At 65.4% G+C, this 16,821-nt stretch carries 12 protein-coding genes; 5 read left to right on the forward strand and 7 right to left on the reverse strand.

Features of this window, described 5'->3' with window-relative positions; genetic code table 11:
• Positions 1-109 precede the first annotated feature (109 nt).
• Positions 110-1,198 (forward strand): GGDEF domain-containing protein, encoded by a 1,089-nt coding sequence (locus tag PSEEN_RS13735; RefSeq protein WP_011534129.1) that lies wholly within the window; start codon positions 110-112, stop codon positions 1,196-1,198.
• 46 nt (positions 1,199-1,244) lie between these two features.
• Here the strand turns inward: PSEEN_RS13735 and PSEEN_RS13740 are convergent, their stop codons facing one another.
• Both PSEEN_RS13740 and PSEEN_RS13745 read right to left on the reverse strand, forming a co-directional pair.
• Positions 1,245-2,543 carry an ATP-binding protein gene (locus PSEEN_RS13740; protein ID WP_011534130.1) on the reverse strand — a complete coding sequence of 433 codons (1,299 nt, stop codon included), beginning with the start codon at positions 2,541-2,543 and terminating at the stop codon, positions 1,245-1,247.
• 6 nt (positions 2,544-2,549) lie between these two features.
• On the reverse strand, positions 2,550-3,251 hold the full coding sequence (locus tag PSEEN_RS13745; RefSeq protein WP_011534131.1) for a response regulator: 702 nt from the start codon (positions 3,249-3,251) through the stop codon (positions 2,550-2,552).
• A 159-nt stretch (positions 3,252-3,410) separates the two neighbouring features.
• Between PSEEN_RS13745 and PSEEN_RS13750 the strand changes: the two genes are divergently transcribed.
• The 3 genes from PSEEN_RS13750 (at position 3,411) to mobA (ending at position 8,357) form a co-directional block, all read left to right on the forward strand.
• On the forward strand, positions 3,411-4,586 hold the full coding sequence (locus PSEEN_RS13750; protein ID WP_011534132.1) for an efflux RND transporter periplasmic adaptor subunit: 1,176 nt from the start codon (positions 3,411-3,413) through the stop codon (positions 4,584-4,586).
• Positions 4,587-4,597: 11 nt separating this feature from the next.
• Positions 4,598-7,720, forward strand: a complete 3,123-nt coding sequence (locus tag PSEEN_RS13755; protein WP_011534133.1) for an efflux RND transporter permease subunit — start codon at positions 4,598-4,600, stop codon at positions 7,718-7,720.
• Between the two features lie 61 nt (positions 7,721-7,781).
• Complete coding sequence (gene mobA, locus PSEEN_RS13760; RefSeq protein ID WP_011534134.1) at positions 7,782-8,357, forward strand: molybdenum cofactor guanylyltransferase MobA; 576 nt, start codon at positions 7,782-7,784, stop codon at positions 8,355-8,357.
• 119 nt (positions 8,358-8,476) lie between these two features.
• Here the strand turns inward: mobA and PSEEN_RS13765 are convergent, their stop codons facing one another.
• From PSEEN_RS13765 to peaA, 5 genes are all read right to left on the reverse strand, one after another.
• Complete coding sequence (locus tag PSEEN_RS13765; protein ID WP_011534135.1) at positions 8,477-10,147, reverse strand: fatty acid CoA ligase family protein; 1,671 nt, start codon at positions 10,145-10,147, stop codon at positions 8,477-8,479.
• A 171-nt stretch (positions 10,148-10,318) separates the two neighbouring features.
• A complete protein-coding gene (gene peaD, locus PSEEN_RS13770; protein ID WP_011534136.1) occupies positions 10,319-11,440 on the reverse strand; it encodes a quinohemoprotein amine dehydrogenase subunit beta in 1,122 nt (373 codons plus the stop codon).
• Between the two features lie 19 nt (positions 11,441-11,459).
• Positions 11,460-11,783, reverse strand: a complete 324-nt coding sequence (qhpC, locus tag PSEEN_RS13775) for a quinohemoprotein amine dehydrogenase subunit gamma (RefSeq protein WP_011534137.1) — start codon at positions 11,781-11,783, stop codon at positions 11,460-11,462.
• Between the two features lies 1 nt (position 11,784).
• Positions 11,785-13,215, reverse strand: coding sequence for a quinohemoprotein amine dehydrogenase maturation protein (gene peaB / locus PSEEN_RS13780; protein ID WP_011534138.1), 1,431 nt, complete (start codon positions 13,213-13,215; stop codon positions 11,785-11,787).
• 36 nt (positions 13,216-13,251) lie between these two features.
• A complete protein-coding gene (gene peaA / locus PSEEN_RS13785; RefSeq protein WP_011534139.1) occupies positions 13,252-14,817 on the reverse strand; it encodes a quinohemoprotein amine dehydrogenase subunit alpha in 1,566 nt (521 codons plus the stop codon).
• 445 nt (positions 14,818-15,262) lie between these two features.
• On the opposite strand from peaA, the gene PSEEN_RS13790 reads away from it, so the two are divergent.
• Positions 15,263-16,756: an aldehyde dehydrogenase family protein gene (locus tag PSEEN_RS13790; RefSeq protein WP_011534140.1), complete on the forward strand. Its 1,494-nt coding sequence runs from the start codon at positions 15,263-15,265 to the stop codon at positions 16,754-16,756.
• The last annotated feature ends 65 nt before the right edge of the window (positions 16,757-16,821 follow it).

Consider the following 16,821-nt stretch of genomic DNA (forward strand, 5'->3'; position numbering starts at 1 on the left):
GTAGGAGCCGGCTTTGCCGGCGAAAGGGCCAGACCGATCAACACCAAACTGTCGCCTTCACACAAGCCGTGAAAGCGACAATAAACCTGAAGGACCTTGCCGGCCCACCATGTACAAGACCCTGGAAGCCCACATCCGCCAGCAGGTCGCCCCCGCCGCCCTGCGCGCCGAGTTCCGTCAGCACGAATTCGAGGCGATGCGCCGCTTCTGCCTGCTGATCTTCTGCATCGGCATCGCCATCTGGCTGGTCTTCGACCTGATCGTCAGCTACCTGGGCGGCCAGGGCTTCACCTGGTTGTCGGGCCTGTTCATCGCCCTGCTGTGCAGCCTCACCGTGGTCCTGGGCTTCACTCGCAAGAGCCAGCACTTCGACGTGCTCAACCTATTGTTCGTGGCGGTGATCACCCTGGCCATGCGCCTGGTGATCGAGGGCATCCCCATCGTCCTGCGCCCAGTGTGGCTGGTGCTCGGGGTGTCGACTGTGCTGTACACCGTATCGGTGTTGCCGGTGCGGCGCTGGTCGTTCTTCTGCGCCATGGGCATCACCTGGCTCATGCTCAACCCCTTCTTCCACACGCGTATCGCATTGCTGGAACTCGAGGGGGCGATGCTGTTCAGTTATGCGCTGTGCCTCAGCGGCCTGGTGACCTACAGCTACCTGCGCCTGCGCCAGGCCAAGCTGCACAATTTCTACCTGACCAAGGTGCTGCTGGAGCAAGCCTATGTCGACGCCCTGACCGAGATCCCCAACCGCCGCTCGTTCATGGCCAAAGCCGAGAAGCAGCTGCAGCAAGCTGGCCCTGGGCAGTTTTTGGCGATGATCGATATCGACAACTTCAAGAAGGTCAACGACCGCTTCGGGCATGACATCGGCGATGAAGTGCTCAAGCGCGTGGCGGGGCATATCAAGGCGGCGATGGTTGGTTTCGAGATCGCAAGGCTGGGTGGTGAGGAGTTCGCGATCTTTTTCCAGGGGCTGAATGAGCAAGGGGCCGAGGAGCAGGTCGGGGCCCTGTGCCAGCGAGTGCGCGAGGATGCAGCGGAGCATCCGGTGACCATCAGCATCGGGCTGACCCGGGTCGACAGCGGGGATACCCTGACCCTGGCGCTGATCCGTGCGGACCAGGCGTTATATGAGGCCAAGCACACGGGCAAGGACCGATTCGTGGTGTGGGACCACCGTCTTGCGGATGCCTGACGTGCGCTGTTCGCCAGCAAGGCTGGCTCCTACAGGCTGATCGGTGTCAGCCCGCCGGCAGTCGAATCCTGAATTGTGCGCCCCCCAACGCCGACTGCGCCACGGTCAGCGTCCCCCCCTGCCCCTCGATGGCCCGGCGACTGATCGCCAACCCCAACCCAAACCCGCCGGTATTGCGATCACGGCTACGGTCCAAGCGATAGAACGGCTGGAAGATCCGCTCGCGTTCTTCGGTCGGGATACCGATGCCATCGTCCTCCACCGTCAGCAGGCAGGCACCATCTGCTTCCAGGCGCAAGCGCAGCAGCAGGCTCTCGTCACAATAACGCATGGCATTGCGCACCAGGTTTTGCACCGCACGCGCGGTCAGGCGAGGGTCGAGCACGAAGCGCGGCAGGTTCGCGTCGGCGCGCACCTCCCACTGGATGCCACGGCTGTCGAGCTCCTCGGCGAACCCTCCCAACACACTGTCCACCAGCTCCAGCAACGACACCTCGACCCGCTCGCGGGCCTGGTCGAGGCTTTCCATGCGGCTGTAGGACAGCAGTTCGAGCACCAGCTCGTCCAGCTCACGCACATGGCCCACCAGTTCCAACAGGCGCTTGCGGCTGGGCGGCGGCACTTCGTCGAACAGCAGCACCAGGCCGAAATCCAGGCGGGTCAAGGGGGTGCGCAACTCGTGGGATACCGCATTGAGCAGTTCGCGCTGCTGGTTCACATGGCGCTCCAGGTCACTGGCCATGGTGTCGAACACTCCGGCCAGTTCGCCGATGTTCGAGCGCGGCGAGATATGCGTGCGCTCCGACATTTCGCCATGCCCCAGGCGCCGGGCGGTTTCCTTCAGCCTTTCCAGATCGCGCCAGTGCGGCCATACCCACAACAGCAGGCAGCCGAGCATGGCCGCACCGATCAGCACGGTCACGCCCCAGGACAGCACGTTGATGTCCAGCGGGTCGTCCGGTGAATGCAGGCGCACCATCCACTCCCCGTCCAACGCCGCCAGCGCCGTTTCGTAGTAACCCCAGTCGGCCAACCGCACCACGAACAGGCCATGCTCGATCCGGGCTTTCTCCTCGGGGCTCAGGTCGGCGTCAGCAATGCGCTCCAAACGCACCTCCAGCGGCTTGAACACCGTGGCGAGGTCTTTTTCCACCACCGGCCACTGCTCCCGTGGCACCTGCTGGAACTGGCGCACGATCAAGGTCTGTACGCCCTTGGCCTGCTCGAGGTTGTAGGCCACGAAGCGGTCATGGAACAGCCCGACGATGGTGTCGGGAATCAACGCGATAGCGCCGGCATAGGCGACGATGATCACCAGGTACAGCCGCACCAGGATCTTGAGCATGGCCTGTCAGTACTCCCACTCGACCCGGCTGAACAGGTAGCCCTTGCCCCACACGGTCTTGATCTTGCGCGCTTCGCCGGCGTTGTCGTCGAAGCGCCGGCGCAGCTTGGAGATGGCCACGTCCACCGAACGGTCGGTGCCGTTGAACTCGATGCCGCGCAATTGCTGGAGAATGCGGTCGCGGCTCATCACCTCGCCGGCATTGCGCGCCAGCACCACCAGCAGGTTGTACTCGCCGCTGGACAGCTCCACCTCCTCGCCGCGCCAGCTGACGCTACGCTCGGCCAGGTCGATGCGCAGGCCGCCGACCTGGATCAGGTCGCTGTCCAGGCGCGGCTCGTTGACGCTGCTGCGGCGCAGCAGGGTGCGCACGCGGGCCAGCAAAACCCGGGGCTCGCAGGGCTTGGTGACGTAGTCATCGGCGCCCATTTCCAGGCCCAGCACCTGGTCGTGGCTGTCGTCGCGGGCGGTCAGCATCAGGATCGGCAGGCACTGCGTCTCCTGGCGCAGCAGGCGGCACACCTGCAGGCCATCCAGGCCCGGGAGCATGAGGTCGAGGATCACCAGGTCCGGTTTCTGCCGACGGAATTCGTCCAGCACATGGTCGCCCCGGGCAATCACCCGGACATGGAAATCGTTGCGTTGCAGGTAGCTGGCGATCAGCTCGGACAGCGCGCTGTCGTCTTCGACCAGGAGAATGTTGGGCATAAAGTGAATTTGACGAAAGATTGAAGTCAGGCAGGATATAGAATCCTGCGCCAGGCGCCGCCAACGCTTCACACTTTTTCACATACCGCCTACACAGCTTAACAGCGGTCACGCGAACGGCTGCCTTAACATACGCTCGATCAATTCCGGAAGATCTGTATGTCCACTCCACGCTCCCTGCGCCTGCGCCCCTTGGCGCTGCTGGCGCTGATGACCCTTTCCCTGGCCGGCTGCAATGACGCCACCGAACAGGAAGAACAGGCCCCCGCCCCCCAGGTGCGGGTCGAAACCCTCGCCGTCCAGCCGCTGGCCATCAGCACCGAGCTCAGCGGCCGGATCCTCGCGCCACGCACCGCCGAAGTTCGTGCCCGGGTGGCCGGCGTGGTGCTCAAGCGGGTGTACCGCGAAGGCAGCGACGTCAAACAGGGCGATGTGCTGTTCCTGATCGACCCGGCGCCGTTCAAGGCCGACTTCGACAGCGCCCGCGCCACCCTGGCCAAGGCCGAGGCGACCTTGTACCAGGCACGCCTGCAGGAGCAGCGCTACCGCGAGCTGGTCGACGACAAGGCGGTCAGCCGCCAGGAATATGACAACGCCCGCGCCGCCTTCCTCCAGGCCGATGCCGAAGTCGCCGAGTCCAAGGCAGCCTTGGAACGCACGCGCCTGAACCTGGGCTATGCCACCGTTACCGCACCGATTTCCGGGCGCATCGGTCGCGCCTTGGTAACCGAGGGTGCCCTGGTCGGCCAGAGCGAAACCACGCCGCTGGCCACTATCCAGCAACTGAACCCGATCCACGCCGACGTCAGCCAGTCGACCCGCGAGCTCAACGCCCTGCGCCGGGCGTTGCGTGCCGGCGAGCTGCAACAGGTCGGCCAGGACCAGGTCAAGGCCACCCTGGTGCAGGATGACGGCAGCGCCTATCCGCTGCCCGGCAAGCTGCTGTTCTCCGACATCAGCGTCGACCCGAGCACCAACCAGATCACCCTGCGCAGCGAGTTCCCCAACCCCGACCTCGACCTGCTGCCCGGCAGCTACGTGCGCGTGCGCCTGGAACAGGCCGTGCAGCCCCAGGGCATCAGCGTGCCGCAGCGGGCCATCCTGCGTGACAGCGCCGGCGTGCCCAAGGTGCTGGTGGTCGATCACCAGGACCGCGTCAGCGAACGCCCGGTGACCCTGGGCAGCGTCCAGGGCGACCGCTGGATCGTCAGCGAGGGCCTGGCCCCGGGTGATCGCGTGGTGGTCGAGGGCCTGCAACACGTCAAGGCCGGCGACCAGGTGCAGGTCGACGAGCAACCGGGCGCCACCGCCGTCGCCCAACACAACGGCCAATGAGGGCCTGATCCATGCCGCAGTTCTTCATCGACCGCCCGGTGTTCGCCTGGGTGGTCGCCCTGTTCATCCTCCTGGTCGGCGCCCTGGCCATCCCGCAACTGCCGGTGGCCCAGTACCCCGACGTGGCGCCGCCGCAGGTGGAAATCTACGCCGTCTACCCCGGCGCCTCGGCGGCGACCATGGACGAGAGCGTGGTCAGCATCATCGAGCAGGAGCTCAACGGTGCCGATAACCTGCTCTATTTCGAGTCGCAGAGCAGCCTGGGCAACGCCACCATCACCGCCAGCTTCCAGCCCGGCACCAACCCGGACATGGCCCAGGTGGACGTGCAGAACCGCCTGAAGGTGATCGAGTCGCGCCTGCCGCGCCCGGTGACGCAACAGGGCCTGCAGGTGGAGAAGGTGTCCACCGGCTTCCTGCTGCTGGCCACCCTCACCTCCGAGGACGGCAGCCTTGACGAGATCGCCCTGTCGGACATCCTCGCGCGCAACGTGATGAACGAGATCCGCCGTATCAAGGGCGTCGGCAAGGCGCAGCTGTACGGCTCGGAACGGGCCATGCGCATCTGGATCGACCCGGCCAAGCTGGTCGGGTTCAAGCTCACCCCCAACGACGTGGCCGAGGCCATCGCCGCGCAGAACGCCCAGGTTGCCCCTGGCAGCATCGGCGACCTGCCCAGCCGCCCGACCCAGGAAATAACCGCCAACGTGGTGGTCAAGGGCCAGCTGAGCACCCCTGAAGAGTTTGCCGCCATCGTCCTGCGCGCCAACGCCGACGGCTCGACGGTCACCGTGGGCGATGTCGCCAGGGTCGAGATCGGGGCCCAGGAATACCAGTACGGCACCCGCCTCAACGGCAAGGCCACCAGTGCTTTCAGCGTCAAGCTGTCGCCGGGTGCCAACGCCATGGAAACCGCGGCCCTGGTCAAGCAGAAGCTCGACGAACTGTCGCGCTACTTCCCGGCCGGCGTGAAGTACGACATCCCCTACGACACTTCGCCATTCGTGAAAGTGTCGATCAAGCAGGTGATCAGCACCCTGGTCGAGGCCATGGTGCTGGTGTTCGCGGTGATGTTCCTGTTCCTGCAGAACTTCCGTTACACCCTGATCCCGACCCTGGTGGTGCCGGTGGCGCTGATGGGCACCTTCGCGGTGATGAACGCACTGGGCTTCTCGATCAACGTGCTGACCTTGTTCGGCATGGTGCTGGCCATCGGCATCCTGGTGGACGACGCCATCGTGGTGGTGGAGAACGTCGAGCGGATCATGGCCGAGGAAGGCCTGCCGCCGAAGGAAGCCACGCGCAAGGCCATGGGCCAGATCAGCGGTGCCATCGTCGGGATCACCCTGGTGCTGGTGGCGGTGTTCCTGCCGATGGCCTTCATGCAGGGCTCGGTGGGGGTGATCTACCAGCAGTTCTCGGTGTCGATGGCGGTATCGATCCTGTTCTCGGCGTTCCTCGCCCTGAGCCTCACGCCAGCCCTGTGCGCCACCCTGCTCAAACCGCTGGAGAAAGGCGAGCACCATGAGCGCAAGGGTTTCTTCGGCTGGTTCAACCGCCGCTTCGAGGGCATGAGCAACGGCTACCAGCGCTGGGTGACCCACGCCCTGGCCCGCAGCGGTCGCTACCTGCTGGTCTACGCCGCACTGGTGGCGGTGCTGGGCTACGGCTTCAGCCAGCTGCCCACCGCCTTCCTGCCCACCGAGGACCAGGGCTACACCATCACCGACATCCAGCTGCCGCCAGGCGCCAGCCAGGCGCGCACCATCGAGGTGGCGCGGCAGATCGAAGCGCACAACACAGAGGAGCCCGGTGTGGCCAACACCACGCTGATCCTTGGTTTCAGCTTCTCCGGCAGTGGGCAAAACGCGGCCCTGGCCTTCACCACGCTCAAGGACTGGTCCGAGCGCGGTGCTGATGACAGCGCCCAGTCCATCGCCGACCGCGCCACGATGGCCTTCACCCAGTTGAAGGACGCCATTGCCTATGCAGTGCTGCCACCGCCGGTGGATGGCCTGGGCGAGTCGACCGGTTTCGAGTTCCGCCTGCAGGACCGTGGCGGCATGGGCCACACGGCGCTGATGGCAGCCCGTGACCAACTGCTGGAACAGGCGCGCAAGAGCAAGGTGCTGGTCAACGTACGTGAAGCCTCGCTGGCGGAAAGCCCGCAGGTGGAACTGGAGGTGGACCGCCGCCAGGCCAATGCGCTGGGGGTGTCGTTCGCCGACATCGGCGCCGTACTGGACACCGCAGTGGGCTCCAACTACGTCAACGACTTCCCCAACCAGGGCCGCATGCAGCGGGTGGTGGTGCAGGCCGAGGGCGACCAGCGCAGCCAGGTCAAGGACCTGCTGAAGATCCATGTGCGCAATAGCGGCGGCAAAATGGTCCCGCTGGGCGCCTTCGTCAGCGCCCACTGGCGCAGCGGGCCGGTGCAGCTGACCCGCTACAACGGCTACCCGGCGGTGTCGATCTCCGGCGAACCGGCGGCGGGCCACAGCTCGGGCGAGGCGATGGCCGAGATCGAACGCCTGGTGGCGCAGTTGCCGGCCGGCGCGGGCCTGGAATGGACCGGCCTGTCGTTGCAGGAGCGCCTGTCCGGCAGCCAGGCGCCGCTGCTGATGGCCTTGTCGCTGCTGGTGGTGTTCCTGTGCCTGGCCGCACTGTACGAAAGCTGGTCGATTCCGACCGCGGTGTTGCTGGTGGTACCCCTGGGCGTCTTGGGCGCGGTGCTGGCGGTGACCCTGCGCGGCCTGCCCAACGACGTGTTCTTCAAAGTCGGCCTGATCACCCTGATCGGTCTGTCGGCGAAGAACGCCATCCTGATCATCGAGTTCGCCAAGGACCTGGTGGACCAGGGGCACGACGCGGTGGACGCCGCGATCCAGGCCGCACGCCTGCGCCTGCGGCCGATCGTCATGACCTCGCTGGCGTTCATTCTCGGCGTGGTGCCCCTGGCCATCGCCAGCGGCGCCAGTTCGGCCAGCCAGCAGGCGATCGGCACCGGGGTGATCGGCGGCATGCTCAGCGCCACCTTTGCCGTGGTGTTCGTGCCGGTGTTCTTCGTGGTGGTGATGCGGTTGGCTGGGCGCAAGTCCGCTAAGGACGCAGTGGTCACCGCTCGCGAAGCCTGACTGGACAAGCGCCCCGTTGAGTGAGAGGGTTCCCGGCATCGACTGCCCGGAACCCTTTTTCATGTCCACTGCCCTGCCCCTCTGCTCCATCCTCATCCTCGCCGGTGGCCGTGGCCAGCGCATGGGCGGCCGCGACAAAGGCCTGGTGTCCTGGCATGGCGAGCCGCTGGTGGCCCACGTGCAACACGTGGTACGCGAGTTCTCCGACGATGTGGTGATTTCCTGCAATCGCAACCAGGAGCGCTACGCCCTCTACGCAGACCAGTTGGTATCGGATGCCGAGGTGGATTTTCCCGGGCCGCTGGCCGGGGTGATCACCGGGCTCAAGGTGGCACGGCATGAGTGGGTGGTGATGCTGGCGTGCGATGCACCGTTGATTGACCAGGCGCTGATCGAGGGGCTGTTGAGGTTGGCCGTCGAGCATGACAGTGCGGCCATGGTGCGCCAGGGTGGGTACTGGCAGCCGATGTTCAGCGTGCTGCCGCGCCGGGTGCTGCCGATGCTGGAGCATGCGTGGGCAGCCGGTGAGCGCAGCCTACAGAAAGCCTTGCTGGGGGCGGTGCCGGTACAGGCGCTGGAATGCGCGGAAAATGACCAACGCCTGAGCAACTTCAATAGCCCGGAACTTCTGCTGTGATCACCACCATGGCCGACGCGAACCTGTAGGAGCGGGCTTGCCGGCGAACAAGCCGTGACACGTCGGTTGCCTGTAACGGCCCTTTCGCCGGCAAGCCGGCTCCTACAGGACTGTGCGACCTAACGCGCAAGCTCCGCGATGCTGATCTCGCGCATCCTGAACTTCTGCACCTTCCCCGTCACCGTCATCGGGAACTCGTCGACGAAACGGAAATGGCGCGGCACCTTGAAGTGCGCGATCCGCGCCTTCGCCCATTCGCGCAGCTCATCCTCGCTGGCGGCATGCCCGGGGTGCAAGCGCACCCAGGCGACGATCTCCTCGCCGTACTTGCTGCACGGAACGCCAATCACCTGCACATCGGCCACCGCCGGATGGGTGAAGAAAAACTCCTCCAGCTCACGCGGATAGATGTTCTCCCCGCCGCGGATGATCATGTCCTTGCTGCGACCAACGATGCGCACATAGCCCTGCTCATCCATCACCGCCAGGTCGCCAGTGTGCATCCAGCCATCGCTGTCGATGCTCTCGGCCGTGGCCTTGGGGTTGTTCCAGTAGCCGATCATCACGCTGTAGCCTCGGGTGCACAGTTCACCGACCTCACCGCGTGGCAGCGTGGCGCCCTCACTGTCGATGACCTTGGTTTCCAGGCGCGGCTGGGTGCGACCGACGCTGGTCACGCGGCGCTCGAGATCATCGGCGGCGCCCGTTTGCAGCGATACCGGGCTGGTCTCGGTCATACCGTAGGCGATCTGCACCTCACCCATGTGCATCTCGTCGATCACCCGGCGCATCACCTCGATCGGGCAGGTAGCACCGGCCATGATCCCGGTGCGCAGGCTGGACAGGTCGAATTCGCCCCGGCGCGGGTGGTCCAGCTCGGCGATGAACATGGTCGGCACGCCGTAGAGCGCGGTGGCGCGCTCCTCGGCGACCGCCTGTAACGTGAGCAGCGGGTCGAAGGCGTCATTGGGGTAGATCAGGGTGCTGCCATGGGTCATGCAGCCGAGGTTGGCCATGACCATGCCGAAGCAGTGGTACAGCGGCACCGGTACTACAAGACGGTCGTGCTCGGTGAGGCCCAGGCTTTCGCCGACCATGTAACCGTTGTTGAGGATGTTGTGGTGGCTCAGTGTCGCGCCCTTGGGGAAGCCGGTGGTGCCGGAGGTGTACTGGATGTTGATCGGTTCGTGGCGGTGCAGGCTGGCCTGGCGTGTGGCCAGTGCCTGCGGGTTGACCGCTTCGGCCCGTGCCTGAAGCGCGGTCCAGGCCAGGAAGCCCTTGGGCGGCTCGGCGGCCAGGCTCACCACCCCGCGCAATTCGGGAAGGCGCGCGCAGGCGAGCTCGCCGCAGCCGCTGTCGACAAGCGAGGGTGCCAGTTCCAGCACCATGGCGTGGTAGTCGGAGGTTTTGAACGCATCGGCACAGATCAGCCACTTGCAGCCAGACTGGCTGAGGGCATATTCCAGCTCGCTGGTGCGGTAGGCCGGGTTGATATTGACCAGGATAGCGCCGACCTTGGCGCTGGCGAATTGGGTGATGCACCATTCGGCGCCGTTCGGCGCCCAGATCCCCAGGCGTTCGCCAGCTTGCACGCCCAAGGCCATCAGGGCACGGGCATGGCGGTCGACAGCCTCGGCCAGTTGCCGCCAGGTGAAGCGCAGCTGCTGATGGCGGACCACCAGTGCCTCGCGGTCGGGGAAACGGGCGACGGTGGTATCGAAGGCGTCGCCGATGCACTGGGTCAGCAGCGGTTTGTCCGGGTTGCCCTGGGTGTGGCTTGGCTGGGTCATGGGCTGCTCTTGTTGTTCTTGTGGTGGGTGATGCGGACATAACCCATTGATTTGACGCGACCTCTGTAGGAGCGGCTTTAGCCGCGATCACCAGCAACGCTGGTGCCAGGCACCGCGGTGTCTGCATCGCGGCTGAAGCCGCTCCTACACAGCGAAGGCCGCGACACCGAACTAACGGACGAACACCTGCGGCGTGGTGGTCGACATGTCGCCACCCGGCAGCTTGATGTTCCCGACTTTCTCCAATGTATTCGGGTCGAACACCGCCAGGTCGTTGAACGTGCCGCCCAGATACAACTTGTCACCGGCCTTGTCGAAGGTCACGCAGTAGTAGGTATGGTCCAGGTTGGCGGCCTTGACCAGCTTCTTCTGCTGGATGTCGTAGCGGGCCAGGCGGTTGAGCACCCCGTACATCTGGTTCGGGTCCTTCGGCGAACGCAGGCCGGTGAAGTACAGCTCGGTGAGTTCGGCAAACTCCTGGGTGTGCGCCTTGCCGGTCTTCAGGTCGATGCTCAGGTAGCCGTACAGGGGCTCGGCGGTGGCCGGGTCCTGCTTGGCATCCTTGAACTTGGCGATGGTGTAGAGCATCGAGAACTCGTGCCGGGCGCTCTGGTGCGGCCAGAAGTACAGCACGTCCGGCGCGCTGTAGCCGGGGCGGTTCCAGGTACGCAACGGCAGCGCCACGCTGTACTGGCCAGTCTTCACGTCCATCTTGTAGATGTCCGGCCCGGCCACGTACAGGCTGCCGTCGTCGGCCGCGCGCATCAGGTAGACCTGGCGCGGCATCGGGAAGGTGCGCACCGGTTTGGCATCCAGGCCATCGGCGGTACTGAACACTTCAAGGCGCGGCGGCTTGACCACATAGTGGTCGTTCAGGCGCTGGCTGGGGTTGACCGTGGCATACACCTCCTTGCCGTCGGGGCTGATGGCGAACGAGTACATCGCCTTGCCCACCTCGCCCGGCACGCTGGACAAGTTGGCGTGGAAGGTGGTCTTGCAGCTGTCCAGGTCGATGCCGTAGATATCGGCGAAATGGTTGTTGAGCACATAGGCGGTGCGGTTGTCCGGCGCCATCATCGCCGTGCCGGGGCCAAATGAATCGGGCATGCGGCAGGTCTTGTACAGCGTGTCGCTGGCCACCTCGACCACGTGCAGGTTGTTCGGGTAGTTGGTGGCGATCAGGTACTCATGGCCGGCCTTCAAGGCCTTGCCGGCGTCATCTGCCTGGGCTGCCCAGGTGCAGGCCGAAGCGACGACGGTGAGCGCGAGCTGCGCGCAAAGTCCAGGTTTCATGCGGTTTCCCCTTGTCGTTCTATTTGTCTTTCGGGAATACGGTGCCCAGGTTGCGCCAGTCTTCCTGGGAGTTGGTCGCCTGGGCGTTCCAGTCCTGGTAGGTGCTCATCATGTCCGGCACCTGGGCCGGCCACCAGCAGGGGTCGGAACAGCCGTACAGGTCGGCTTCCATCGGCTGGCACAGCGAGCTGACGCCACCGAAGGCGTCCACCTCCCAACCCGGGTCGGTGGTGGCGGTGCAGCCGGCCACGGCACTCATGGCCAGCACTTCTTCGACGCGGTCTTCGGCGGCGGCCTGTTCGAGGATGCGCGCCTTGTTGTTCAGCGGTTTGAGGTGCTTCATGTCAGTGCGCCTTCCGGGGAGTGATGTAGCGATCGATGAAGGCCGGGTTGGTGGCCATGATGCGGCTGTAGACCTCGATGCCGAAATCGACCCAGTCGCGCATCAGCTCGCAGTAGTGGTAGGTCGGGTGCTGCGGGTCGCCGTAGCGGGCGTAGCTCTCGTGGTAGCAGCCGCCGGAACACAGGTTGCGGATGCGGCAGCTGTCGCAGCCGGTACCGCTGCGGTCCAGGCGCTGTGAGAGGAAGTCGTTGAGCTGTGCCTGCTTCACACCCTGGTGCACGTTGCCGAAGGTCGGCAGGCTGGAGCCGGTGAAGCGATGGCAGAGGTTCAGCTCGCCTTCGTGGTCCACGGCCAGCATCTTCAAGCCGGCACCACACGGCAGGGCCTTCTTGTGGCCTTCGTGGATATCAGTGATCAGTTGGTGCAGGTTGGAGAAGCCGATGTTGCGGTGCTCCAGCGCTGCTTCCAGATAGTGCCGGCCCAAGGCCTTCATGTTGGCGAACACCTGCACCAGTTCGTCACCGGTCAGGTTGAAGTCGGCCATGTCGCCGGAGGTCACTGGGGCGAAGCCCACTTCAGCGAAACCCAGCTCGTTGAACAGATGGTTCCAGATGGTCTCGACATCGGTGATGCCGCGGGTCAGGGTGACCCTCGCGCCCACCGGCCGGCTGCGGTAGCGCGACAGCAGCATGTCGGCCTTGCGTCGCACCACGTCGTAGGTGCCCTGCCCACCCACGGTGATGCGGTTGCGGTCGTGCACGGTCTTCGGCCCGTCGATGCTGACGGACAAGCCGAAACGATGGGCGTCGAGCCAGTCGACGATCTCCTCGGTGAGCAGCGTGGCGTTGGTGGTCATGATGAACTCGACCTGCTTGCCTGCCTCGGCGAAGCGCCGCTCGCAGTAGGCGACCATGTGCTCGATCAGTGCCCGGTTGGACAGCGGCTCGCCGCCGAAGAACACCACGCTGTAGCGCGCTTCATCGGGGGACTCCCTGAGCAGCATTTCCACCGAGGCCTCGGCGGTGGCACTGTTCATCTTGCGGCCTGCCGAAGGCTTGTCGAGGTCTTCCTTGTAGCAGTAGGTGCAGCTCAGGTTGCAGCCGGTGTTGACGTTGAGCACCACGGTGTTCAACGCGGTGCGCTCGACCCGCTGGAGCGCGATCTCCGGCGTCAGTGGCGAGCCGTCGCTGACCACTTCCAGGGCAATCAGCTCGCGCAGGGTTTCCTCGATGTCCTGCCCGCTGAACTGCTGGCCGAGGTGCTGCATCAGTTCCTCGGCGGAGCAGCCCTGGCGGCGCAGGGTGTCGATGATGCCGCCGGTCACCGCGTCGGCGGCGAACAGCGAACTGCTGGGGATATGGAACAGCATGCGGTCGGCATCCACCTGCACTTCATGCAGGTTGCGTTCGACCAGGTTCAGTAGTGCGCCCATGGCGACCTCCCGATAATCGATTCGTCAGGTTGATGCCTACGGCAGCGGCGGATTGTTCCAGCGCTGCACGGTGACGATCAGATGCCCCTCGCCCTGCTGGCCGCCATCGGCGAGCGTGGCGATCACCTTCAGGTTGCCGGCGTTGTTGGTCATCATCTTGCGCTCGGGGTTCGGCCCCGCACCGCCCGGCACGAACACGCCGTCGGGTTGCATCTGCCCGGCGAACTTGAGGTCTTCGTCCTCGACGGCCCGCTCGTTGAACGGCTCGACCTTCCAGGTGGCAGGCAGGTAGCCGATGCGCAGTGGCTGGCCATTGGCATCCTTGCCCCAGGCCTCTGCCTCGAAGCGGCCCTGGACCTTGGGCACCGAGGCACCGTTCTCGCCGATGCGGGCGATGGAGAACGCCGGCACCACCTTGACCTCATCGACCTTGTCGTACACCGCCAGCTGCACGCCCTTGAGCGCGCCCAGCGCCACTTCGCGCTGGCCCACGGCGGCATCCTGGGCGGCGCGCGCCTTGACCCGGATCAGCGTCGGGGTCGACTCCAGCACCTCGGTCACCTCCACGCCCGCCCCCAGCACCGGCGTGCCCGACAGGTCGCTGCCCACCAATGAGATCTCGCTGTCGCTACCGGCCTTGATGAACGCCGGCTGCACCGCCAGCAAACGGGCCTGGCCAGCCTTGGAGGCACTGAAGTCCAGGCCGCGTTCATCGTGCTCGGCCTCGAACATGCGGCCTTTCATCTGGCCGTCGATGGCCGCGAACACCTGGCGCAGGTTGGCTTCGCCGACCTTGACGTTGCCGCGCCACTCGTAGCCGTTGTAGAGGATCGCCGAACCGTTGCCGTTGAACGGCGTGCCGTCGGCATAGGTGCCCTTGACCTCGACCTTGAAGGTGTCGCCCTGGCCGGCGCTGACGCTCATCACCCCGCGCACATCGCCCTTGGCCAGCATATGGCCGCTGAACGCCCACTGCCCGGCCAGGGCCTCGGCCTTGGGCCGGTCCTTGAGCCACTCGGCCCAGGCCGGGTTGTCGAGGGGGAAGCGCTTGGCCAGTTCCGGCACCATCTGCTTGAGGGCGATATCCAGCCAATCACGGTCGCGGGCTTGGGCCTGGTATTCGAGGGACGGCCACTGGCTGAGGTGGAAGTTGACCAGGTGTTCCCACTCCTGGGCCGGACGTCGTTGCAGGGCGACCCGGGCTCCGGAGTGGCAGCGCCCGCACATCTGGCTGAGTTGATCGTCGAAGTGCTCGACGGTGTTCAGCCGCCGCTCCATGGCGTAGCGCACGCCCTCGGTCTCGCTGGGCGCCAGGCCCTGCTTGTCGGCCAGGTACTTGACCAGGGTGCGGCGGTCGTCGTCGCTGATCGAAAGGCCGTGCATCACCTGCATGCGGGCGATGCTCATCAGCCAGCCTTCCGGGGTCTTGCGCTGGTGGCTGATGCGGCTGTAGCTGTCATTGCCCTCGGGGATATGGCACCCCATGCACTTGCTCTGCAACAGGCTCGGGCCCTGCTCGGCCGCCATGGCCTGGGCGGACAGCAGTGCGGTGGCGACCAGCGCCAGTGTGCCCGCCCGCCGCCGGAGTCGAGTCGTCTTCAAGATCAGACCTCCACGGTGTTGTTCTTATCGTTTTTCGCACGCTTGGGTACTGCGGTGTGCATCTGACAGTGGCGATACAGGAAGTGTGCCAACTGACGCAAAAATCTTGTGGATCAATCAGTTGAGAAGATTTTGAGCGACATTCGACAGGCCACGGGGCGCTGGTGAACGTTCCATTTCGCGACTGAGTGTTTCACCTTGAGACACCGGCCCCGACCGATGGGCGAGATCCCTGTAGGAGCCAGCCTTGCTGGCGAAATGGCCGCCACGGTCACCTGTTCCATCGCTGTCTCAACGGTGTCTCAATGTGCAACAGACCGGTTGCCTCACTGCCTCCACTCCCGCCCTGAAAGTATCGAACTATCAAATGCTTGCATGGCCCAGCGGGTATTGGCACGGCCATTGCCGATAGCTGTGCACACCCAATGACAAGAGGCACCGCCCCATGCATTCCGAACTGCCCACCCTCCCCGCCACCCGCGCCTTCCTCGCGCGCAAGCTGAAGATGCGCATCGGCGCCGACTGGCAGGACGCCGCCAGCGGCCGCACCATGGCCTTGCGCAACCCGGCCACCGGCGAGGTGCTTGGCGAGGTGCCGGCCGCCGCCTCCGAGGACGTGGACCGGGCGGTGCAGGCAGCGCGCCAGGCCTTCGACGCCTCGCCCTGGAGCCGCCTGCGTCCGCGGGAGCGGCAGAACCTGCTGTGGCGCCTGGCCGACCTGATGCAGCGCGACGCCCAGGAGCTGGCCGAACTCGAATGCCTGAACAACGGCAAGAGCGCCGCCGTTGCACAAGTGATGGACGTGCAACTGGCGATCGACTTCCTGCGCTACATGGCCGGCTGGGCGACCAAGCTCGAGGGCAGCACCGTCGAGCCGTCGCTGCCGCTGATGCCCAACGACGAATTCCACGGTTTCATCCGCCGTGAGGCGGTGGGCGTGGTGGGTGCCATCGTCGCCTGGAACTTCCCCCTGCTGCTGGCCTGCTGGAAACTCGGCCCGGCCCTGGCCACCGGTTGTACCCTGGTGCTCAAACCCGCCGACGAGACGCCGCTGACCGCCCTCAAGCTGGCGGAGCTGATCGACGAAGCCGGCTACCCGGCCGGGGTGTTCAACGTGGTCACCGGCACCGGCCTCGAAGCCGGCGCCGCCCTCAGCCGCCACCCCGGTGTCGACAAGCTGACTTTCACCGGCTCCACCGAGGTCGGCAAGCTGATCGGCAAGGCCGCCATGGACAACATGACCCGCGTCACCCTCGAGCTGGGCGGCAAGTCGCCAACCATCGTCCTGCCCGACGCCAACCTGCAGGAGGCCGCCGCCGGCGCCGCCACGGCGATTTTCTTCAACCAGGGCCAGGTGTGTTGCGCCGGGTCAAGGCTGTACGTGCACCGCAAGCACTTCGACAACGTGGTCGCCGATATCGCCGGCATCGCCAACGGCATGAAACTGGGTAACGGCCTGGACCCTTCGGTGCAGATGGGGCCGCTGATTTCGGCCCGGCAGCAGGAGCGGGTGACCGGCTACATCGACCTGGGCCGGGAGCTGGGCGCCACCATTGCCTGCGGTGGCGAGGGCTACGGCCCGGGCTACTTCGTCAAGCCGACGGTGATCGTCGATGTCGACCAGCGCCACCGCCTGGTGCAGGAAGAGATCTTCGGCCCGGTGCTGGTGGCCATGCCGTTCGACGATATCGACGAAGTGCTGCGCATGGCCAATGACAACCCTTATGGCCTTGGCGCGAGCATCTGGTCCAACGACCTGGCGGCGGTGCACCGGATGATTCCGCGTATCAAGTCCGGCTCGGTATGGGTCAACTGCCATAGCGCACTGGACCCGGCGCTGCCGTTTGGTGGCTACAAGCTGTCCGGTGTCGGCCGCGAGATGGGCGCGGCGGCGATCGAGCATTACACCGAGTTGAAATCGGTGCTGATCAAACTCTGAATCCGCATTGTCTTTGCGATCAAGCGCCGCCGCGCGGCGCATCGCGGATGAATCCGCTCCTACAG

The organism is Pseudomonas entomophila L48 (assembly GCF_000026105.1).
In the GTDB taxonomy this organism is placed as follows: Bacteria; Pseudomonadota; Gammaproteobacteria; order Pseudomonadales; family Pseudomonadaceae; genus Aquipseudomonas; species Aquipseudomonas entomophila.